The 20636-nt window shown below is 35.0% G+C and carries 22 protein-coding genes; 12 read left to right on the top strand and 10 right to left on the bottom strand.

Going from position 1 to position 20636, the window contains the following annotated elements; all coding sequences use genetic code 11:
• Positions 1-22 precede the first annotated feature (22 nt).
• On the top strand, positions 23-469 hold the full coding sequence (locus ID741_RS13585) for a YueI family protein (protein ID WP_218324626.1): 447 nt from the start codon (positions 23-25) through the stop codon (positions 467-469).
• A 171-nt stretch (positions 470-640) separates the two neighbouring features.
• Entirely contained in the window at positions 641-2251 is a 1611-nt protein-coding gene (locus tag ID741_RS13580) for a CTP synthase (protein WP_218324627.1), read from the top strand.
• Positions 2252-2291: 40 nt separating this feature from the next.
• On the opposite strand, the gene ID741_RS13575 is transcribed toward ID741_RS13580, so the two are convergent.
• Positions 2292-3080: a MerR family transcriptional regulator gene (locus ID741_RS13575; RefSeq protein WP_438720322.1), complete on the bottom strand. Its 789-nt coding sequence runs from the start codon at positions 3078-3080 to the stop codon at positions 2292-2294.
• A gap of 183 nt (positions 3081-3263) precedes the next feature.
• Here ID741_RS13575 and ID741_RS13570 point away from each other — a divergent pair, with 183 nt between their 5' ends.
• The 5 genes from ID741_RS13570 to ID741_RS13550 all read left to right on the top strand — a co-directional run bounded on the left by ID741_RS13570 (position 3264) and on the right by ID741_RS13550 (position 8893).
• On the top strand, positions 3264-4760 hold the full coding sequence (locus tag ID741_RS13570) for a helix-turn-helix domain-containing protein (protein ID WP_438720321.1): 1497 nt from the start codon (positions 3264-3266) through the stop codon (positions 4758-4760).
• 167 nt (positions 4761-4927) lie between these two features.
• Entirely contained in the window at positions 4928-5797 is an 870-nt protein-coding gene (locus tag ID741_RS13565; RefSeq protein ID WP_218324630.1) for a class II fructose-bisphosphate aldolase, read from the top strand.
• A gap of 159 nt (positions 5798-5956) precedes the next feature.
• Positions 5957-7234: a UDP-N-acetylglucosamine 1-carboxyvinyltransferase gene (locus tag ID741_RS13560; RefSeq protein WP_218324631.1), complete on the top strand. Its 1278-nt coding sequence runs from the start codon at positions 5957-5959 to the stop codon at positions 7232-7234.
• Between the two features lies 1 nt (position 7235).
• Positions 7236-8531: a transcription termination factor Rho gene (rho, locus tag ID741_RS13555; protein WP_438720320.1), complete on the top strand. Its 1296-nt coding sequence runs from the start codon at positions 7236-7238 to the stop codon at positions 8529-8531.
• Positions 8532-8629: 98 nt separating this feature from the next.
• Positions 8630-8893 (top strand): type B 50S ribosomal protein L31, encoded by a 264-nt coding sequence (locus tag ID741_RS13550; protein WP_218324633.1) that lies wholly within the window; start codon positions 8630-8632, stop codon positions 8891-8893.
• A 92-nt stretch (positions 8894-8985) separates the two neighbouring features.
• Here ID741_RS13550 and ID741_RS13545 read toward each other — a convergent pair whose 3' ends face one another.
• On the bottom strand, positions 8986-9351 hold the full coding sequence (locus ID741_RS13545; RefSeq protein ID WP_438720319.1) for a hypothetical protein: 366 nt from the start codon (positions 9349-9351) through the stop codon (positions 8986-8988).
• Positions 9352-9587: 236 nt separating this feature from the next.
• Here ID741_RS13545 and ID741_RS13540 point away from each other — a divergent pair, with 236 nt between their 5' ends.
• On the top strand, positions 9588-10754 hold the full coding sequence (locus ID741_RS13540; RefSeq protein ID WP_218324635.1) for a pyridoxal phosphate-dependent aminotransferase: 1167 nt from the start codon (positions 9588-9590) through the stop codon (positions 10752-10754).
• Positions 10755-10792: 38 nt separating this feature from the next.
• On the opposite strand, the gene ID741_RS13535 is transcribed toward ID741_RS13540, so the two are convergent.
• Positions 10793-10993 (bottom strand): hypothetical protein, encoded by a 201-nt coding sequence (locus ID741_RS13535; protein ID WP_218324636.1) that lies wholly within the window; start codon positions 10991-10993, stop codon positions 10793-10795.
• Between the two features lie 201 nt (positions 10994-11194).
• Between ID741_RS13535 and ID741_RS13530 the strand changes: the two genes are divergently transcribed.
• Positions 11195-12073, top strand: a complete 879-nt coding sequence (locus ID741_RS13530) for a phosphate ABC transporter substrate-binding protein PstS family protein (protein WP_218324637.1) — start codon at positions 11195-11197, stop codon at positions 12071-12073.
• A gap of 40 nt (positions 12074-12113) precedes the next feature.
• Here the strand turns inward: ID741_RS13530 and ID741_RS13525 are convergent, their stop codons facing one another.
• Positions 12114-13853, bottom strand: coding sequence for an ATP-binding protein (locus tag ID741_RS13525; RefSeq protein ID WP_438720318.1), 1740 nt, complete (start codon positions 13851-13853; stop codon positions 12114-12116).
• On the bottom strand, positions 13850-14551 hold the full coding sequence (locus ID741_RS13520; protein ID WP_218324639.1) for a response regulator transcription factor: 702 nt from the start codon (positions 14549-14551) through the stop codon (positions 13850-13852). Before ID741_RS13520 ends, ID741_RS13525 begins: the two co-directional genes overlap by 4 nt.
• Before the next feature lie 171 nt (positions 14552-14722).
• Here ID741_RS13520 and ID741_RS13515 point away from each other — a divergent pair, with 171 nt between their 5' ends.
• From ID741_RS13515 to ffh, 3 genes are read left to right on the top strand one after another with little or no spacing between them, the layout of a single operon-like run.
• Positions 14723-15190, top strand: coding sequence for a DUF523 domain-containing protein (locus ID741_RS13515; RefSeq protein WP_438720317.1), 468 nt, complete (start codon positions 14723-14725; stop codon positions 15188-15190).
• On the top strand, positions 15180-15518 hold the full coding sequence (locus tag ID741_RS13510) for a putative DNA-binding protein (protein WP_438720316.1): 339 nt from the start codon (positions 15180-15182) through the stop codon (positions 15516-15518). Before ID741_RS13515 ends, ID741_RS13510 begins: the two co-directional genes overlap by 11 nt.
• A 13-nt stretch (positions 15519-15531) precedes the next feature.
• Positions 15532-16947 carry a signal recognition particle protein gene (gene ffh, locus ID741_RS13505; RefSeq protein ID WP_438720315.1) on the top strand — a complete coding sequence of 472 codons (1416 nt, stop codon included), beginning with the start codon at positions 15532-15534 and terminating at the stop codon, positions 16945-16947.
• A 46-nt stretch (positions 16948-16993) separates the two neighbouring features.
• Here ffh and ID741_RS13500 read toward each other — a convergent pair whose 3' ends face one another.
• The 5 genes from ID741_RS13500 to ID741_RS13480 are packed head-to-tail and all read right to left on the bottom strand — an operon-like array spanning position 16994 to position 20632.
• Complete coding sequence (locus ID741_RS13500; RefSeq protein ID WP_438720314.1) at positions 16994-17506, bottom strand: VanZ family protein; 513 nt, start codon at positions 17504-17506, stop codon at positions 16994-16996.
• A gap of 15 nt (positions 17507-17521) precedes the next feature.
• A complete protein-coding gene (locus ID741_RS13495) occupies positions 17522-18133 on the bottom strand; it encodes a VanZ family protein (RefSeq protein ID WP_438720313.1) in 612 nt (203 codons plus the stop codon).
• A gap of 18 nt (positions 18134-18151) precedes the next feature.
• Positions 18152-19354, bottom strand: coding sequence for an ABC transporter permease (locus ID741_RS13490; RefSeq protein ID WP_438720312.1), 1203 nt, complete (start codon positions 19352-19354; stop codon positions 18152-18154).
• Positions 19347-20249 (bottom strand): ATP-binding cassette domain-containing protein, encoded by a 903-nt coding sequence (locus ID741_RS13485; RefSeq protein ID WP_438720311.1) that lies wholly within the window; start codon positions 20247-20249, stop codon positions 19347-19349. The genes ID741_RS13490 and ID741_RS13485 overlap by 8 nt, the downstream gene beginning before the upstream one ends.
• The gene (locus ID741_RS13480) at positions 20246-20632 is read right to left on the bottom strand and encodes a GntR family transcriptional regulator (protein WP_438720310.1); all 387 of its coding nucleotides are present in this window, start codon (positions 20630-20632) and stop codon (positions 20246-20248) included. The genes ID741_RS13485 and ID741_RS13480 overlap by 4 nt, the downstream gene beginning before the upstream one ends.
• Between the last annotated feature and the right edge of the window lie 4 nt (positions 20633-20636).

Raw genomic sequence — 20636 nt, 5'->3', positions numbered from 1 at the left:
CAAAACTAAAGGAGCGATTTTGATGGCGAAAGATGAATTGCAACAGCATTTAGATAAAGGAATGTATGGCAAGCCACAAATAAATCCTGATGAGCAAAAAAAATACTTAGGTACTTTTCGTGAACGTTGTTATTTGAGCATGAATATCAAAGAAATGCGTGATCCAATTTATTCAATTGCTTTGAAAAGTGAAATTGAAAAGGAACCCAATGCAAAACTATTAATTAATGGAGCAATGCCAGAAACTCTACAGCAAAAATATATTACATTTGCTAGTACCAATAAGATTGATTTTACTATTGTTAGTACGGCAACAGCAGAAAGTGATGATAAAATCGGTTTATTATTGGTGGCTGATCATGCAGTAGATGAACCAGTAATTGATGTAGCAGAAAAGTATCCTGATTTGGAAAAAAAGGAATTACCTGAATCCAAGAAAAAGAGTTTCTTTGAGCGACTATTTGACTAAGAATTTTTAAATCCTAGTTGACAATTTTCGCAAGACTGGTTATTATACTGCTTGGGCACCCTTTTAAGAGGGTCAGGTTTAGAAATTACGCTCCCTATCATTTTTTGGTGGGGAGCTTTTATTATTTTCTAGACACTTCCTGTAAAATTATAATGGAGGTTTTTTTCTTATATGACAAAGTATATTTTTGTAACTGGTGGCGTTGTTTCTTCTATCGGGAAAGGAATTGTAGCAGCATCTTTAGGTCGTTTACTAAAAAATCGTGGCTTAAAAGTGACAATTCAAAAATTCGATCCATATATTAATGTTGATCCGGGAACAATGAGTCCTTATCAACATGGTGAAGTGTTCGTTACAGATGATGGTGCTGAAACTGACTTGGATTTAGGCCATTATGAGCGTTTCATTGATATTAATCTAAACAAATATTCAAATGTGACAACTGGAAAAATCTACTCTGAAGTTTTACGGAAAGAACGCAAAGGGGAATATCTTGGTGCAACAGTTCAAGTCATTCCACACATTACTAATGAGATTAAGTCTAAAATCATGCGGGCAGCTAAAATGACTGATTCTGATGTGATCATCACTGAAGTCGGGGGAACTGTTGGAGATATCGAATCGCTACCATTCTTAGAAGCTTTACGTCAAATGAAAGCTGATGTGGGTTCTGATAACGTGATGTACATTCATACAACTTTAATTCCTTATTTAAAAGCGGCTGGTGAAATGAAAACCAAACCTACGCAACATAGCGTGAAAGAATTGCGTGGATTAGGGATCCAACCGAATATTTTAGTTGTTCGAACAGAATTACCAGTATCTCAAAGTACTAAAAATAAATTAGCGCAATTTTGTGATGTCGCACCTGAAGCGGTAATTGAGTCTCGTGATGTTGAAACATTATATTCGATTCCATTAGCTTTACAAGCACAAGGAATGGATCAAATCGTTTGTGATCATTTAAAAATTGATGCGCCACAAGCTGATATGACAGAATGGCAAGCACTTGAAGAAAAAGTTTTAAGTTTGAAGAAAACAACGAGAATTGCTTTAGTTGGTAAATATGTAGAATTACCAGATGCGTATCTATCAGTAGTTGAAGCATTGAAACATTCTGGTTTTGCCTTTGATTCTGATATTGAAGTTGATTGGATCAAAGCCCAAGATGTGACTGCTGAAAATGTTCATGAAAAACTAAAAGATGCAGATGGTATTTTGGTTCCTGGTGGTTTTGGTGATCGCGGTGTTGAAGGTAAAATCGAAGCCATTAAATATGCTCGAGAAAATGATGTACCATTTTTAGGGATTTGTCTTGGCATGCAAATGATGTGTGTTGAATTTGGACGCAATGTAGCAGGTTTGGAAGACGCAGCATCAACTGAAACGAAACCTGATGCAGAAAATAATATTATTGATTTGATGGCTGACCAAGAAAATGTAGAAAATCTTGGGGGCACTTTACGTCTTGGTTTATATCCATGTAAAATAAAAAAAGGCACAGTAACTGCTGATGCTTATCAAAATGAAGATGTAATTCAAGAACGTCACCGTCATCGTTATGAGTTTAACAATGCTTATCGTCAATTATTTGAAGATCAAGGGATGATTTTCTCTGGTGTTTCACCAGATAATCGCTTAGTTGAAATTGTTGAATTACCAAATAAAAAATTCTTTGTAGGTTGTCAATTCCACCCAGAATTGATTTCACGTCCTAACCGCCCACAACCGTTAATTAAAGACTTTGTTGGCGCTGCATTAGCAAATAAAGAAGTTAAATAGAAAAAGTAAGCCAGCATGCCGACTCGACATGCTGGTTTTTTTAGCTTCTAACAACTGGGAAATAAACAATTACCTCGTTTTCATCAGGAGCTGCTTCACTTGGATCTGTTTCATAATATTCAAAAGGACTATCGATCAGTTGATAATTATTTTCAGCAATCCACTGAGATAAAGAAGCATAAACTGCTGGCATTTCTTGGTAATTACCTTTAAAGGCTAATTTTGCTGCTTGATAAGCAGGTAATTCTCTAGTAGACTTATTTACTTCTTGGATTGGAACAGCTAGCTCTAAATCATAATTTTCTGGCGTATATTCATCACTATGATAAATCGCCATAGGCGCGCCCATAGGTTGTATCTCGGCGATTTTCATTTCGGAAAATAGTTTCTCCATCAGTTGACCAAAATTCTTGATGTTAATTGTTTCTCGTACTGAAAATAAATGTTGTGCCGGACTGTTGACTAGTTTGATCTGATCTTTGTAAAGCATAAAATCTCCTCCTTCAGCTAAAACCGTAATATCCGTGGCGATTTCCTCTTGAAGCTTTTGATAATGTTTTGCTTTACCAATCATTTCATGTTGTTTTTGATTTAAAAGAGTGGGTAAAAAACTTTCATCTTTTAAAACCTGTTGAATTTCAGCGAGACTACTATCATACTTTTTTAAATAATGAATAGTGATGACATCTGCTAATTGCTGAACTGAATAGTAACGATAATTGTTAACCGCATCGATTTTAGCAGGCTTTAGTAAACCAATTTCATCGTAATAGCGCAAGGTTTTTGCCGGAATTTGGGCGGCTTTTGAAAATTGATTGATTGTTAACATTATTTTTCTCCTTCGGAAATTTTCCACATCTTTAGCCTAAGCTTTCCAGTAGCTGGAAGGTCAAGTAGTGTTCTATTAAATTAGTATAACAAGTTTAAAGAATCTTTGGAGACGGAAATAATTATGAAGCGTGCTATAATTTTATAAAGGGCTTACATTGATTATGGTAAGGAGTTTTGCAATATGGAAACAATTTTATCCAATACGATGCGCCGGCGATTTTATTTATTATATGCGTTACATAGTGCTACTGGTTGGTCCACGATAGAGGATTTAATGGCAGCAACGAATGTTTCTCGGAAGACAGTCATAGCAGATTTACATTACTTAGAAGATCATTGGTCAGAATATATCACGATGGACTATCAAAAAAAATTAGGATATCGATTGATCCAATCGAAAGATCATTCGATCCATGACATTTATCGCTATATTTTAAAGGATTCTAGCGCCTTTAAATTATTAGAAGCTATATTTTTTAACCCAAATCGAACAGCAGAATACTGGAAAAAAACGTTTCATTTAAGTAGCGCTTCTTTATATCGTTTAGCACAAAAGATTCAAAAAGTACTCAATTTAAGAGGGATGGACTTAAATAAAACACCTTATCGAATTGAAGGAAAAAATGAACGGCAAATCCAAATTTTTTTTAAGAGGTTTTTTTGGGAGGCTTATGGCATTCATGAATGGCCCTTTAAGCTTGATCAAAAAGCGGTCTATAATTTTGTAGAACAAATGAATCAAGATTTTCATTGGGAGCACGGTGATGTAGATCGTGTTGATTTAGCTTATGCAATTGCTGTAACTATTGTACGTAGTGAGCAAAATTATTTAATGGTCAAAGTGCCAAGGATGACTGCAAGGCATCGAAAACTAATCGCTTTGATGGAAAAGTATAAACCAGACATGGAAAAAATTATCGCTCCTTTAGGATATCAACTCCCTGAAAAATGGAAAGAAGATTTTATCATTACTGTTTTTTGGTGGGAATTTGCGTGGGATAACGTTGAGGAATCATTGCGTTTGCGAAAAATTGGTTATGATTTTGTTGACCAAGTAATTACTAGCTTTGACTTTACCATCGATAATGAGAGTCGTGAGCGAATTAATGCGGCTTTTATAAAGACTTATATGCGTCATAAAATTTATCCTTATCCAAGATATATTTTTTATAATCGCAGTTGGTATAGCAGCCATATTCTAACTCAAGATCATTTGTTTTTTGGTAAAGTAATGGAAAAGATCTTAAAAGATTTAGAAGCAAAGACTGATTGCCCTTGGTATTCAATGTATTTTGACCATATGATTACAGTAGTCGCTTTTTATTGGAAAGACTTCTTTTTACAATTTGATAATTTAAGAAAAGTTGTTGAAGTTGCAGTATTTAGTGATCTAGGAAGGTATCATGCGGAATCATTAGCTAATTACCTAAAAGCAGTTTTTGGCAAAAAAATAGAAACTAAAGTTCAGCCCGACTCATTCTATTACTTGAAAGATCCTCAAACAATTGAAGTGGATATTTACGTAGCCAATTTTACTTTGAAAAAAATTCCCAATGATAAACTTTTTGTTGTGGAGGATATTCCTTCTTATAAAAATTTGGTTGATTTACAACAAGGAATAGATAAATTACGGGTTCCACGATTGAAGGAAACAACTTTTTTCAGTCCATCAATTTAATTCATATGTTTTCACTTATCTGAAAAAAATAAAATAAAAAATATTTGTAAAATGTAAGTGTTTACTAAAAGGTTTGTGGTAGCAAACTTGTAAAAACTTTGATATGATAGGGTCGTTAGTTAAGATTCGTCTTAGCCAAAAAGAAAATTCTTAGGAGGAATTTATTTATGCCAGTAGTATCAGGAGCAGAGTTCTTAAATGCAGCACGCCAAAGCGGTTACGCTGTCGGAGGATTTAACACAAACAACTTGGAATGGACACAAGCGATTTTACGAGCTGCAGAAGCTAAAAAAGCGCCAGTTTTAATCCAAACATCAATGGGTGCTGCTAAATATATGGGCGGCTACAAATTATGTGTAGATTTAATTACTGACTTAGTAGATTCTATGGGTATCACAGTTCCCGTAGCAATTCACTTAGACCATGGTTCATACGAAGCTGCTTTAGAATGTATCGAAGTTGGCTATACTTCAGTTATGTTTGATGGTTCTCATTTACCATTCGAAGAAAACTTGAAATTAGCTAAAGACGTTGTAGAAAAAGCACATGCAAAAGGTGTATCAGTTGAATGTGAAGTTGGTTCAATCGGCGGCGAAGAAGACGGCATTATCGGTGCTGGCGAATTAGCTGACGTAAACGAATGTGTACAAATGGTTGGCACTGGTATCGACTACTTAGCTTGTGGTATCGGCAATATCCATGGTGTATATCCTGAAAACTGGAAAGGTTTAGCGTTTGATCACTTACAAGAAATTGCAAATGCTGTAGGTAATGATGTACCTCTAGTATTACACGGTGGTTCTGGTATTCCTCAAGAACAAATCGAAAAAGCAATCTCTATGGGTGTTTCTAAAGTAAACGTAAATACTGAATTCCAATTATCTTTCGCTAAAGCAACACGTGCTTACATCGAAGCTGGTAAAGATCAAGAAGGTAAAGGATTTGACCCTCGTAAATTATTAGCACCAGGTGTGGAAGCAATCATCAAAGATGCTGAAGAACACATTGACTGGTTTGGTTCAGCTGGTAAAGCTTAATTAAAACAGATTTAACCTCGGAGAAATCCGAGGTTTTTTTTGTACTTTTCATAAGTTCTTACGCCTATCTTTTTATAAAATCAATTTTATGATAAAATGGTTGTTGGTCTATGTAATTTAAAATGATGAAAATAAAAAACGTATAGGTGAATATAAATTATGAAAAAAATAGAAATTATTGGTGGGAAACCATTAAAAGGCGATGTTACTGTTAGTGGAGCAAAAAATAGTGCGGTAGCGTTGATTCCTGCAGCGATTATGGCGGATTCGCCGGTAACTTTAGAAGGTGTACCAGACATTCAAGATGTGTATTCTTTGATTGAAATTTTAGAAATTATGGGTGCAAAGGTTGATTTTTCAAATAATAAAATGGTGATTGATCCTACCAATGTGGTGTCAATTCCAATGCCAAGCGGAAAAATTAATTCACTACGAGCATCCTATTATTTCATGGGTGCTTTGTTAGGAAAATTTGGGGAGGCCGTTGTTGGTTTGCCAGGTGGTTGTTTCTTAGGTCCGCGTCCGATTGATCTGCACATTAAAGGCTTTGAATCTTTAGGTGCAGAGGTTTCCAATGAGCATGGTGTGATTTATTTGCGTACAAATGAGGATGGCCTGAATGGTGAGCGAATTTTTATGGATGTTGTTTCCATAGGGGCAACGATTAATGTCATGTTGGCAGCTGTTAAAGCAAAAGGGCGAACAATTATCGAAAATGCTGCCCGTGAACCAGAAATTATTGATGTAGCGACCTTACTAAATAATATGGGCGCAAAAATTCGTGGTGCGGGTACTGATGAAATTAGAATTGAAGGTGTAGATGAATTACATGGCACGATTCATTCAATTATCCCCGATCGAATCGAAGCGGGGACTTACTTATCGATGGCAGCAGCAATGGGTGAAGGGATAACAGTCCACAATGTGATTTATGAACATTTAGAAAGTTTTATCGCAAAATTACAAGAAATTGGCGTAAAAATGAATATTTCTGAAGATGCGATTGAAGTATTGCCTTCTCATGATTTAAAGATGGTTAGTGTGACGACTTCTCCTTATCCAGGATTCGCGACTGATTTACAACAGCCGCTGACATCATTATTGCTTAAGGCTCATGGAACAGGCGAAATTACTGATACGATTTATTCAAAGCGGATTAATCATATTCCTGAGTTGGTAAGAATGGGTGCTAACGCTCGAGTAGCGGGTAATTTAATTATTTTAAATGGCCCGAATAAATTGCATGGTGCTGAGGTTGTAGCTTCTGATCTAAGAGCAGGTGCTTGTTTAGTAATTGCTGGATTAATGGCAGAAGGTAAAACAACAATTTACAATGTTGAATATATTTTAAGAGGCTATGACCACATTATTGAAAAATTGACAAATCTTGGTGCAACCATTGAAATGATCGAAGAAGAAGTGCAGGAAGAGGTTTAAAATGAGCGACTATTTAACAATGGCTGAGCTGGAAAACAAAACCCTAAAAGATATTTACGGTTATGCGCGCCAGTTCAAGATTCCCTATTACAATAAAATGAATAAAAAAGAATTGGCTTTGGCAGTTATTCGTGCCCAAGCTGAAAAGCAAGGCTTCTTTTATATGGAAGGTGTCTTGGATATCGTCGGACAAGAAGGCTACGGCTTTTTGCGTCCAATTAATTATGGGCCAAGTGCGGAAGATATTTATATTTCTTCTTCGCAAATTCGTCGTTTTGGATTAAGAAATGGCGATAAAGTTGCCGGAAAAGCCCGTCCACCAAAAGAATCAGAGCGTTATTACGGATTAATGCACGTAGAATCAGTTAACGGTAAGGATCCTGAAGAAGCTAAAGAACGTCCTCATTTTCCAGCCTTAACCGCACTTTATCCCAACCGTCATATGACGCTAGAAACAACCGGTGGCCGTTTATCTACTCGAATGATTGATATATTTGCACCAGTTGGATTTGGTCAACGAGGATTAATTGTTGCACCACCGAAAGCTGGTAAAACTTCTATGTTAAAAGAAATTGCCAATGGTATTACAGATAACTACCCAGAAGTTGAATTAATTGTGCTATTGATTGATGAACGTCCGGAAGAAGTAACTGATTTAGAACGTAGCATTAAAGGTGACGTTGTCTATTCAACATTTGATCAACAACCAAGTAATCACACGCGTGTCTCTGAATTGGTGCTAGAAAGAGCAATGCGCTTAGTTGAAGACAAACGCGATGTCGTGATTTTAATGGATAGTATTACCCGTTTGGCTCGGGCTTATAATTTAGTAGTACCGCCAAGTGGCCGGACTTTGAGCGGCGGTATTGATCCTAATGCTTTATTTAAACCAAAGAAATTCTTTGGCGCGGCACGAAACATTGAAGAAGGCGGTAGTTTAACAATCTTAGCTACAGCTTTAGTTGATACAGGTAGCCGTATGGATGACGTTATCTATGAAGAGTTTAAAGGAACTGGGAACTTAGAGTTACAATTATCACGTGAATTATCTGAACGTCGCGTCTTCCCAGCAATTGATATTAAAAAATCTGGTACCCGAAAAGAAGAGTTGCTGATGGCACCAGAACACTTAGAAGAAATTTGGAAAATTCGTAAAAATATGGTGGGAGATTCTTTGGAATATACCCAACAATTTATTCAGTTTCTACGTAAAACCAATAATAATGAAGCCTTTTTTGAAGCTTTCAAAGATGTTTCATTTGGTAGTCGCGCCCCACGAAAAAATATGAAAAGATAATTGCATTGCTGAATTTTTCATGATAGTATATATCTGTTGCGAAAATGCAAAAATAACTCTGATTCAGCAAATGATTCAGGGCAAAGGAGCGAAAAAAGATGAAACAAGGAATTCACCCAGAATATCACCCAGTTGTATTTATGGATTCAACGACTGGTTTCAAATTCTTGTCAGGTTCTACAAAATCTTCACAAGAAACAATCGAATGGGAAGATGGCAATACTTATCCTGTTATTCGTGTTGAAACAAGTTCTGACTCACATCCATTTTATACTGGACGTCAAAAATTCACACAAGCAGATGGACGTGTCGATCGTTTCAACAAAAAATACGGTCTCAAAGATACAAACGCTGCAGAATAATTCAATTATTCGCGATTGTTTTTATGACAATAATCAAAGAGCCTTCCTGGCAACAGGAAAGCTCTTTTTTTTTGAATAATTATTTATTTTTGCTACTTTAGTAAGCCTTTTTTTTCACTCCTAAACAGTTTGCCCCAAAAGCAACTGATTAATTGTGCTATTAAGAATAAACTGTACAAAACAGAAATATTTAAAAAGCTATTGTCATAAGCAACAACGAATTTTGTTTCTAATAGAATAATCAGGTAAGAAAGAATCAGATTGATAAAGTTACCTAATAATAAATGGAAAACATAATTGGTTTTACCAGCAAAAAATCCTAATATGGAGACGATAAATAAAGCAATGAAAATACCTAGCAATGAATGGTATTGGTAGTCAATAGCTAAAGCTAGATGGCAATAGGGAATTAAAAAGTAGAGAAAAGAAAGCGACCATACTTTATTATAAAATAGCATATTTATCTCCTAATAGTAATTATATTGTTATTTTATAGTTACTAATATCATTATTCAATCTTCAGATAAGAATGATGATAGATAATTAAAGTTATTTTATTTTTCTTCCATTGAATCTTAGTGATAAGGAAATTTTGCGATATTTTAATAACTATTTCTATTTGAATTGAAAAAAAGAAATTGAATCTTTACTATCTTTTTTATTGTGATAATATGATTAGAAATGGAGGGTTTTTATGAATAAATTACAGGATAGATTTAATGATAATGTTTATAAGATTGAAGTATCGTTGATTCGTCAATTTGATCAGGAAGTATCACAAATTCCTGGGATGTTAAAATTGACTTTAGGTGAACCAGATTTCAATACACCAGGGCATGTTAAAAAAGCAGGACAAGATGCGATTGAAAATAATTACAGTCATTATAGTGGTATGGCTGGTTTAGTGAACGTTCGTGAAGGTGTTAGTCAATTTTTCAAAGAGAAATATGATTTACATTACAATCCTGAGAATGAAATTTTAGTTACAGTCGGTGCAACAGAAGCAATTTCTGCTAGCTTATTGGCGATTTTGAATCCGGGAGACAAAGTGCTGATTACGGCGCCAACTTATCCTGGCTACGAACCGATTGTTACTTTAGCTGGCGCTGAGCTAGTTGCGATTGATACACGAGATAGTGGATTTGTTTTGACGCCAGAAAAATTAGAAGCAGCAATGGCAGAGCATGGTGATAAAGTAAAAGCGATTATCATGACATCACCGTCTAATCCAACTGGGGTTGCTTATAACGATCAAGAAGTACGAGTTTTGGCAGAAACTTTGAAAAAATATTCAGTCTTTGTGCTAAGTGATGAAGTTTATAGTGAATTGAATTACGAAGGTGAGCATGTTTCATTTGGGAAATACTTGCGCGATCAAACTATCGTTATTAATGGGTTGTCTAAATCTCATGCAATGACTGGTTGGAGAATTGGATTTATTTGTGCACCGAAAGAATTAACCGATCAAATTATAAAGGTCCATCAATATTTAGTTACAGCAGCATCTACGATTTCTCAAATGGCTGCAGTTGAGGCTTTAATTGAGGGTATTCGCGATGGTGAAATTATGCGGGTAGAATACAAAGCTAGAAGAGATTATTTGTATCAAGCTATGACGGATTTAGGATTTGATGTGGCTCGTCCATCAGGGGCATTTTATTTATTTGCAAAAATACCTGCTGATATCCAGTTGAATGCCATGGATTTCTGTTTGGATTTAGCAAAGAAAAATAAACTGGCGTTAATCCCAGGAAGTGCTTTTGGTCCTGAAGGAGAAGGATATGTCCGTTTGAGTTATGCTGCATCGATGGAAGATTTAGAAGAAGCGGTAAAACGACTAACTGAATATTTAGGGAAATAAGAAATAAGGTTGCGATTTAGATGTCGCAACCTTATTTTTTATTTATTCAAATGATCGAACAAGCCACCGATAGTTTTATTTTTCAGCGTTAATTCTTGGTCGGCTAAAATCACTTTATCAATTCGATAGTAATCTTCTAAATCGGGGACTTCTTTTAATTGCGCACCAATGAAATCCGCTGCATTTTGATAAGCTTTTTTAGTAACAGTATCGTCGATAAAATAATAAATGATAAGCATTTTCCTCACCTCGAAAATATTGTACGTCAAAACTAGGAAAATGACTTTTATTTTGTCTTTACTAAAAATTTACATATCTTTACGAGAGCTTTACCTTAAAACAATTCTTCATTTACAAAGCTTTGTTAAAGTTGTTTTTGTAATAAAGAAACGACTTTTTCAAATAAGACGAAGACAGTCGAAATGTTAAGGAGATTAATGATGAAGAAATTATTTTTAACGTTATTTGTATCAGGACTTGTATTAGCAGGTTGTGGAAGTAGTAATGATTCTAGTCAGGATAGCAGTGGTGGTGATGAGGCAGCTAAAATTACTGCAGTTGGATCAACAGCTTTACAACCATTAGTTGATGCTGCTCAAGAAAGTTACGTAGCAGAACATCCGAATGTTCAAATTTCGGTCCAAGGTGGCGGAAGTGGGACTGGTTTAAGTCAAATTAATAGCGGTGCTGTTGAGATAGGTAATTCAGATATTTTTGCTGAAGCCGGTGAAGGTGTCGATGCTAGCAAATTAGTCGATCATAAAGTCGCTGTTGTAGGATTTGCTCCAGTAGTAAATAAAGATGTAGGCGTTGAAGACGTGTCGAAACAAGAATTAATTGATATCTTTACGGGTAAAATTACTAATTGGTCAGAACTTGGTGGAAAAGATCAAGAAATTAACGTGATCAATCGCGCTTCTGGAAGTGGTACACGGGCAACTTTTGAAGAATTTGCTTTAGATGGACAAGAGCCAATCAAGGCACAAGAACAGGATTCTTCAGGAACTGTGAAAAAAATTGTTGGCGATACACCTGGGGCAATCAGCTACCTAGCACTTTCTTATTTAGATGATAGTTTACAAGCATTGAAAGTTGATGGTATCACTGCTAATGCTAAAAATATTGAAACCAACGACTGGAAAATTTGGTCATATGAGCATATGTATACTAATGGTGAACCTAAAGGCGCATTGAAAGATTTCATGGATTATATGACAACTGATGAAATCCAAAATGGACCAGTCAAAAAATTAGGTTATCTACCAATCACCGAAATGAAAGTAGAACGTGATGCAGAGGGTAATGTAACAAATCAATAATATGAAAAAGGACTGTTAGAAAAAATCTAACAGTCCTTTTTTAATGTTTTGGTAGAGTTACAATAAAAGTTGAGCCTAGTTGAGGATGGCTGTCAATGTTGACGGTGCCGCCAAGGATTTCACTATATTCTTTTACGATAGCTAACCCTAAACCAGTACCGCCAGAATGGCGACTACGGTCTTTATCGACTCGATAAAATCTTTCAAAAATACGTTCTTGATCCGCTTGACTGATACCGACGCCTTGATCTTGAATTTTCAAAATTAAAGGGTCATTGGCATTATCATAACTTATGATAATTTGACTATCTTGAGAAGAATATTGAATCGCATTTTCCAGTAAATTTTTGACAATTGGCTGGAAGAAAGTTAATTGTGTCTGGAAAAGTGCTGAACCATTTTTATCAATGGATACTGAAATATTTTTTTGTGTTAATAGATGATTATACAAATCGACTTGCTGTTGTAAAAATAAATCTAAATCAATCGTTTGCCACTGATCAGATAAATGGGTGCTGTCTTTAGAAAGTTCGATGATATCAGTAATTAAATGTTGCAAACGTTTGGCGTCTTTTTCGATAATTTCCAGGAATTGAGTGGTTAGTTCAGGATCCTCTTTTGCGCCATCTAATAGGGTTTCTGTAAAACCAATTAGTGAAGTCACTGGCGTTTTCAATTCATGGGAGACATTACCCACAAAATCCCGTTGAATTTTTTCTAAATTACGGACATGAGTTAGGTCATAAACAGTAGCCATAATCTGATCACCATTGACTAAATTTTCTAAATAACGCATACGCACTTCTAAGCTAAGTTGCGAGGGTTCTTGTAAAGTAATTTCTTCATAAATCTGTTTTTTTTCGACAAGTGTTTGCTGAATTAATTGAATCATTTTATTGTCTTTAAAAACATCCCAATAGAAATGGTTTTCCGCACCAGCAACTTGCAACATCTCTTCCATCGTTGGATTCATCATAACAATTTTTCCTTCAGTATCAATCATGAAAACCCCAATCATTAACTCATGAAACAAGGTAGTAAATTGTTCCTCAGTTGAAGTATAGGCAGCATATGTTTGATTAATTTGTTCCCCTAATTCATTGATGGTCAGATATAATTCCTGCCACTGAGAAGAGTTTTGCATGACATAATTGCTTTTATCAGGCTGCTCGACCATTCGCTTTAATACGGGTAGAACTGCTTGGATAGGCCGATTACGTTGATAGATTAAATAAAAAATAATACCATAGATGACTAAATAAAAAAGTAAAAAGACAAAGAAGATGGAGCGACGGAAATTTTGCGTTTGCTCTTCGAAAACAGCTGTTGGTTTCGCAATTCGAATAATCCCCACCATTTGATTTTGTTGATTTATCGGCTGAGCAGTATAGAGCAGATTTTCTTTTAAAGTAACACTATAGCGGACAGCAGAGCCGACACTATTACCATCAATGGCAGACTTTATTTCAGGTCGATTACTCCGACTGTCGTGGAGACTGTGATCAAAAGTATCATAGATAATTTTTGCATCAGCATCCAATAAAGTAATTCTTTCTTCTGTTTCTTGTGAAAATTGATCAATGGTTTGCTGATTTTTTTCATCAGTTAAATTGTTTAAATCTAGTTGGCTGGATAAAACGCGACCATTTTCTTCTAGCGTTTGTTCCTGTTGGCTAATTAATTGATTGGTATAAAATCGATTTGCTAAACGCCAGCTGCCAAAAAATAATAGCCCAATGATGAGTAATAAAACAACATAGTCTAGTTGTCTGCGTTTCATTGTTCCGGTACCTGAAATTTATATCCAAAGCCACGAACAGTTTGTAGATATTGCGGATGTTTTGGATCGGCTTCAATTTTTTCCCGTAAATGTGAGACGTGTACATCAACAATTCGACTTTGACCAGAAAAATCATACTGCCAGATGCGATCTAACAAAGTATCTCGATCAATGACTCGATTTTTACGCTTCATAAAATATACCAACAGCTCAAATTCTTTAGGTGTTAATTCAATTTTTTCGCCACGAACTGTGACTTGATAATTGCTTAAATCAGCTTGAATTTCACCGGCAGTTAAATATTCGTGAGTAGTATCTTCTTTTTCCCGTCTAGGCTCGATCCGACGGAAAATAGCTTTCATCCGGGCCAAAACTTCTCTTGGAGAAAAGGGTTTGGTTAAGTAATCATCTGCACCAATCTCTAAACCTAAAATTCGATCAATTGCCTCATCTTTAGCTGTCAGCATTAGTATTGGCGTGTCAATTTTTTCTTGTCGTAATTTCTTTGCAATTTCTAAACCATCCATTGAAGGCAGCATGACATCTAAAATGATAAAGTCATAGTTTTCTGCTAAAGCTAGTTCATAACCAATCAATCCATCTTCTGCTGAAGTAACTTGATAACCCTCTTTTTCAAGGTTAAAGGTTAATAGTGTAACAATTGACGGTTCATCGTCAACAACCAGTATATGTTTCATTAGGTTCTCCTTTTAAATATATAAATTATTGTTCGCTTATTATTTTTAAATCTGAAAAATGAAAAATCAATGTTGTTTTCTTTTCATCCTTGTAGGACTATTTACTACTATGAATAAATGGTATAATGAATAGGCAGTTTTGTCACCTTTTTTATCGGAATGGAGGAGCTTATGTTAGGAATTAGTTCGTGTTTGGCGGGAATTGCTTGTCGTTATGATGGTAACCATAATGAAATCAAACAAATTAAAGATTATTTAGCTGACCATGAAGCAGTTTTAATCTGTCCAGAAGTTTTAGGAGAGATGTCAACACCACGAACACCAGCAGAAATTGTTGGCGGAGATGGCTTTGATGTCTGGCAAGAAGAAGCTAGAGTAATCGATAAAAACGGTCAAGATGTGACAGAATCTTTCAAGCAAGGTGCAATTCGTGCCTATGAAAAGCTAGAAAAGCAACAAATAACTGAATTAATTTTAAAAGAACGTAGCCCGTCTTGTGGCAGTAAAAAAATTTATGATGGCACTTTTTCAGGGACAAAAATAAACGGTGTCGGTGTTGCAACAGCTTATTTTATCAATCATGGAATTAAAATATATTCAGAAGAAAGTCAGTTAGAGGGTGTCTTAAATGGATATTGAGAAAACGAACCGCATGAATGCACTGTTTGAATTCTATGCAACATTACTGACAGAAAAGCAGATGAATTATATGGAACTGTATTATGCCGATGATTTTTCTTTAGGAGAAATTGCTGAAGAATATGGCGTGAGTCGACAAGCAGTTTATGATAATATCAAAAGGACAGAAAAAATCTTAGAAGAATATGAACGCAAGCTATCTTTGTTTTCTGACTATATGGTACGACAAGATGTGTTAGAACGTCTTGAAACGTATGTCAGTGAACATTATCCAAAAGATGAGCATTTAGCTAGTGATATCAAAGAATTACAAGATTTAGATGAATAGAAGGAGAAAATAAATGGCATTTGAAAGTTTAACCGAACGTCTGCAACAGGCGATGAGTAAATTAAGAAGAAAAGGTAAAATTACTGAATCAGATATTACCGAAATGATGCGAGAAATCCGTTTGGCTTTATTAGAAGCCGATGTTAACTTGCAAGTTGTGAAACGCTTTACAAAAGATGTACGGGAACGGGCTTTAGGCCAAGAAGTTTTAGACAGCTTATCTCCAGCACAACAAATCGTCAAAATTGTTGATGAAGAATTGACTAAAACTTTAGGCTCTGAAACTGTCGGCTTAGAAAAATCACCTAAGATTCCAACGGTAATTATGATGGCTGGTTTGCAAGGGGCTGGTAAGACAACCTTTGCTGGAAAATTGGCAAATTATCTAATAAAAAATGAAAATGCCCGACCATTAATGATTGCTGGAGACGTTTATCGTCCTGCGGCGATTGATCAATTAAAAGTTTTAGGACAACAGTTAGATGTACCTGTTTTTGATATGGGAACAGATGTTAGTCCAGTTGAAATCGTACGTCAAGGGATGGAATTAGCCCGCGAAAAGAAAAATGACTATGTTTTAATCGATACCGCTGGTCGTTTACATATTGATGAAACGCTGATGGATGAGTTAAAACAAATCAAAGAATTGGCTAATCCAAACGAAATTTTATTAGTTGTCGATGCGATGACTGGACAAGATGCAGTCAATGTAGCAGAAAGCTTTAATGAACAATTAGGTATCACTGGGGTTGTTATTACCAAATTAGATGGGGATACTCGTGGTGGTGCAGCACTATCAATTCGGTCAGTGACTGGTGCGCCAATTAAATTTATTGGTTCTGGTGAAAAACTAACTGATTTAGAAGTATTCCATCCAGATCGTATGTCTTCTCGGATTTTAGGGATGGGGGACATGCTGACTTTAATTGAAAAAGCGCAGCAAGATTATGATGAACAAAAGGCTGAAGAACTTGCGCGTAAGATGAAGGAAAACAGCTTTGATTTTAATGACTTTATCGAACAATTAGATCAAGTAATGAGCATGGGACCAATTGAAGATTTAATCAAAATGATTCCAGGAATGAATCAAATGCCTGGAATCGAAAATATTCAAGTTGATCCAAAAGATGTGGAACGAAAAAAAGCCATGGTCTATTCAATGACGAAAGCCGAAAGGGAAGATCCTGATTTATTAAATCCAAGTCGCCGTCGTCGAATTGCAGCAGGTTCAGGAAATTCTGTGGTTGAAGTTAATCGAATGATTAAACAATTTAAAGAATCTCGTAAAATGATGCAACAAATGTCTAAGGGCTCGATGCCAGCAGGAATGGACCAAATGTTTGGCTCAGGAATCAAAGGTAAAATGGGTAAGATGGCCATGAACCGGATGGTGAAGAAAAATAAGAAGAAGAAAAAGAAACGTAAATAGATTGAAGTGAAAAAATGGAGCATCTTATCTGGATGCCCCATTTTTTTTATAAGTTGTAAATAATAATAAAGGCAACGAAAGCTAAACAAAGTACGAAAATTACGCTACCAAGCATCACTAAAAACTTGTCTAATTTTATCTCAGAAAATGAACGTAATAATAAACGATAAATCAGCAAACCCATTATCCCACCTAAAGCATTCATCAATAAATCGGTCACATCGGATGCCCCAATACCTAAAATAAACTGTAGAATTTCAATGGTTAAACTAAAAGCGATCATCAGCATTGTTTTTTCTAAAAATGAGGTTCGTTTACTGGAAACAGACAGTAAACCACCAAAAGGAAGGAAGATTAAAAAATTATAGAAAATTTCTAAAAAACCAATTTTCCCATTAATAATTGTTGAGCCTTGGAAAGGGATCAAGTTAAGACTGCGTTGCGTATTGAACGATTGAATAATTCCAGGTAAAGAAAGAGCGAGCTTAAAAAGTAAAATCCAGACAAGAACAATTAAGTAGACTGTCAGTAGTATTTTGCCATTTCTTTTTGTATTCATTAAAAATGTCCTCCTCTATAAAAAACGCAAGAAAAAGCGCCAATTGTATAAAAAGAACGTTCCTATCAAACTAAGAAAAATATAACTAGCAGCTTCATGTTTGTTAAATGCCATAATTTCTTTACTCTCTTGGTTTATTAAGCATTGCCATCCTCGCCATATAAGAAAACCTAAAAAAGCACCTAAGGTATTCATCATCAAATCATTAATATCAGTTACTCGACGATTGAATAGTTGCAATAATTCAACCATTAATGAAAATCCAAAGGCTAAGGAAATCGGAGCGAACCACTGACGATACTTTTTCCAAATCAGAGGTAATAAAAAACCTAAGGGCATAAACATGAAAGCATTCAATAAATTTGTCATTAAACTACTAGCCTGAAAAGGGATTAAACTAATTTCGTCAATTCTGATAATTTCTGGATAGCTTAAAATATCCCAAAGTGTTCCAACACCAGTAATATTGATGACTAAATAAAGATAAAAAATAAAAATATAACGCCAAACTAATCGAGATAAGGGAATTGGATCAGTATTTTTTCGTAAATAGATCCATTGATAAATAAGGCATGGAAGAAAAATACAAAAAATCTGATATAAGGTAAAAAGAATCTCTAAAAACATGGAGTATCCCTCCCAAAATTATTCTGAGTGAATTATCTGTTTTCTTCTTGAAGCAAATTTTTCTTTAATGGTTGAAAAGAAAACCACCACATAACAAGTCAAACCAACTAAGATTAAAATCAATAAACTACTTCCGATTGGCCGCCAAACTGAATAGATTTCACCAATTGAGCGGCTGATATAGTATGAATACCAAGGACTAAAAAAAGTATTTCCTAAAATGAATGTACAAAAGCTAGTCATGAAAATCCAGACGGGCCAGCGAGATTCTTGATTGAGTAGATAGTTACCATCATTTTCTAGGCTGATTGTCTGATTTTTTTTATATCCCCAAGTTAAGAAGCCTAGACTGAGCAATATAAAGAGCAGACTCATCGATAAATAACCACCTGTTTTTCCAACTGTGGTGATAAATAAGTTACTAGGTATCGAAGGTGTGTTATTTTGACTAATTGAAATGGTTTCAAAAATAGCAGAGATGGCATTAGGGAAAGAATAGGTGAAAATCCAAAAAACCAACCAAGTCAAGGGCCCAAAAGCTAGATTACCTACCATTGAGCCAATAAAAGTACTGACAAAAAATATTGTCGAAATTAAGAAAAAATAATTGATAACTGAAACAAAAAGTTGACTTAATGTGGCATTCATATAAGGTGCTGGAATCATATTATGGATCAATACAGCATAAAGAATTTGTCCCGCTAGAACTGTTAATAATATCGGTCCACCAATATAGATAAGTTTTTTTATAAATAATTCTTTTCTGGTCACTGGCAGAGAGAAAAGAAAATGATTGAAACCTGTTTTTGTGTCTAAGAAAAAAAGTAAAAAACCAGCTAATGGTACTAGGAATAATAAAATTGAAGAATAATTTGTTGTATTAGTAATATAGGTTTCATGTGATTCATAGTCTGTTGCAGCGGGAATTTTCAATGGATTATACATGTTCGTTGCTGGCTGATAGACATACAAATTAGAATCAATATATTCTTGGAAATTCTGGTAATTTCGATTATTTTGAGATTTGTCATCCCAGTAGGAGTATTCTGTTTGAAAATCTTCAAAATTTTGTTTAGCTTGTGAGTCCTCTGTGTAATGGGTGTAGGATTGATGCCAAGAGTCACTCTGAAATTTCGCATTGACTAAACAAATTCCGATAATCAGCAGGCAAAAGGCGATCAGTGGTTTTTTATACCGTTCAAAATAAATCGATTTAACCATTTGAGATACTCCTATCTAAAATTTTTTTCTGGGGCGCATTTAAATTTGCTTCAAATAAATCCTCTAAAGATAATGGTAATTCTTCAAAAACTAAAGGATCATAAGCTTTTATTTGATCAGCTAATTCTGGAGTGTAATGTTCAAAAACAACAGTAATCACCCGACCTTGAAAATTAATCAGTTTAGAATTTTCTTTGACAATTACCGGGATTTTCTTGGTTTTAAATACCAGCTGGATTTTTTTAGCTGTTTCTCGCATATTTTCCAGACAGTATTCTTTATTAATCTTGTTGTCTTTTAAAAGTAATGCTCGATCAATTAATCCTTCTAATTCACTTAAGTTGTGGGAAGCAATCAAAGCAGTCCGATTTTTTTCACTTAAATGCTCTAGTAATAATCCAATGACCTGCTTACGAACAATAACGTCTAAACCATCGAAAGGTTCATCTAGTAATAAATAAGTTGCGTTGGAACAAATCGCCAGAATCATTTGAAACAAACCTTGCATGCCTTTCGATAATTGACGGTAATTTAGTTGAAGTGATAAGTCATATTGGTGAGTCAATTGCAAAAATAAATCTTGATCAAAGTTTTGATAGTTTAAACGATAAAAAGTATTAATCTTTTTAAGAGAATAAGTATTCAAAAAATTTTCCTTTTCGTCAATAAAAAAAATTTGCTCTTTGATTGTCGGCTCTTGGTAAATGGATTGTTGGTTAATTTGAATATCCCCTGAGTCAGGTAAATAGTAGCCAGCTAATAAACGAAAGAGACTGGTTTTTCCTGAACCATTTCGACCAATCAGACCAACAATTTCATTTTGAGCTAATGTAAAATGAATATCTTCTAGCACAATTTGCTGATTAATTGTTTTATATAATCCGTGTATCATCATCGATTAGGTCCTCCTAGTTTGTCTTCTTCTTGTTGTATCCAACCAATTAATTCTTCTGAAGAAACTTGTAAATGTTTTGCCTCTACGACTAAATCGCCAATTTGTTCTTTTAATTGTTGGATCTTTTGTTCATTTCGAGGAAGTTTACTGTTTTCCCGGACAAAAGTTCCTTTACCTTTGACGGTGATTAAAACTTGTTCAGCCTCAAGAACTTTATAGGCCTTACTCACCGTATTGGGATTCATTAATAATTGCTTGGCCATTTCACGAACAGAAGGAATGCGATCTCCAGGCTGCAAAATATTTTGAAGAATATCTTCTTTAATACCCAAGACAAGTTGTTCATAATAGGCTTTATGGCTATTTTTATTTATTTTAACCATCTGG

The sequence above is a fragment of the Enterococcus sp. AZ103 genome (assembly GCF_051714685.1).
In the GTDB taxonomy this organism is placed as follows: Bacteria; Bacillota; Bacilli; order Lactobacillales; family Enterococcaceae; genus Enterococcus_A; species Enterococcus_A alishanensis.
The sequence above is the reverse complement of the archived record's forward strand: the minus strand, read 5'-3'. Positions and strand labels throughout refer to the sequence as shown.

Excerpts from the sequence above, each read along its gene's own strand:
- ID741_RS13560 (WP_218324631.1), top strand. The coding sequence starts at position 5,957 with ATGAAAAAAATAGAAATTATTGGTGGGAAACCATTAAAAGGCGATGTT.
- ID741_RS13515 (WP_438720317.1), top strand. The coding sequence starts at position 14,723 with ATGTTAGGAATTAGTTCGTGTTTGGCGGGAATTGCTTGTCGTTATGAT.
- ID741_RS13480 (WP_438720310.1), bottom strand. The coding sequence starts at position 20,632 with ATGGTTAAAATAAATAAAAATAGCCATAAAGCCTATTATGAACAACTT.
- ID741_RS13540 (WP_218324635.1), top strand. The coding sequence starts at position 9,588 with ATGAATAAATTACAGGATAGATTTAATGATAATGTTTATAAGATTGAA.
- ID741_RS13580 (WP_218324627.1), top strand. The coding sequence starts at position 641 with ATGACAAAGTATATTTTTGTAACTGGTGGCGTTGTTTCTTCTATCGGG.
- ID741_RS13490 (WP_438720312.1), bottom strand. The coding sequence starts at position 19,354 with ATGGTTAAATCGATTTATTTTGAACGGTATAAAAAACCACTGATCGCC.
- ID741_RS13495 (WP_438720313.1), bottom strand. The coding sequence starts at position 18,133 with ATGTTTTTAGAGATTCTTTTTACCTTATATCAGATTTTTTGTATTTTT.
- ID741_RS13485 (WP_438720311.1), bottom strand. The coding sequence starts at position 20,249 with ATGATGATACACGGATTATATAAAACAATTAATCAGCAAATTGTGCTA.
- ID741_RS13535 (WP_218324636.1), bottom strand. The coding sequence starts at position 10,993 with ATGCTTATCATTTATTATTTTATCGACGATACTGTTACTAAAAAAGCT.
- ID741_RS13510 (WP_438720316.1), top strand. The coding sequence starts at position 15,180 with ATGGATATTGAGAAAACGAACCGCATGAATGCACTGTTTGAATTCTAT.
- ID741_RS13585 (WP_218324626.1), top strand. The coding sequence starts at position 23 with ATGGCGAAAGATGAATTGCAACAGCATTTAGATAAAGGAATGTATGGC.
- ID741_RS13545 (WP_438720319.1), bottom strand. The coding sequence starts at position 9,351 with ATGCTATTTTATAATAAAGTATGGTCGCTTTCTTTTCTCTACTTTTTA.
- ID741_RS13520 (WP_218324639.1), bottom strand. The coding sequence starts at position 14,551 with ATGAAACATATACTGGTTGTTGACGATGAACCGTCAATTGTTACACTA.
- ID741_RS13525 (WP_438720318.1), bottom strand. The coding sequence starts at position 13,853 with ATGAAACGCAGACAACTAGACTATGTTGTTTTATTACTCATCATTGGG.
- ID741_RS13565 (WP_218324630.1), top strand. The coding sequence starts at position 4,928 with ATGCCAGTAGTATCAGGAGCAGAGTTCTTAAATGCAGCACGCCAAAGC.
- ID741_RS13575 (WP_438720322.1), bottom strand. The coding sequence starts at position 3,080 with ATGTTAACAATCAATCAATTTTCAAAAGCCGCCCAAATTCCGGCAAAA.
- ID741_RS13570 (WP_438720321.1), top strand. The coding sequence starts at position 3,264 with ATGGAAACAATTTTATCCAATACGATGCGCCGGCGATTTTATTTATTA.
- ffh (WP_438720315.1), top strand. The coding sequence starts at position 15,532 with ATGGCATTTGAAAGTTTAACCGAACGTCTGCAACAGGCGATGAGTAAA.
- rho (WP_438720320.1), top strand. The coding sequence starts at position 7,236 with ATGAGCGACTATTTAACAATGGCTGAGCTGGAAAACAAAACCCTAAAA.
- ID741_RS13550 (WP_218324633.1), top strand. The coding sequence starts at position 8,630 with ATGAAACAAGGAATTCACCCAGAATATCACCCAGTTGTATTTATGGAT.
- ID741_RS13500 (WP_438720314.1), bottom strand. The coding sequence starts at position 17,506 with ATGAATACAAAAAGAAATGGCAAAATACTACTGACAGTCTACTTAATT.
- ID741_RS13530 (WP_218324637.1), top strand. The coding sequence starts at position 11,195 with ATGAAGAAATTATTTTTAACGTTATTTGTATCAGGACTTGTATTAGCA.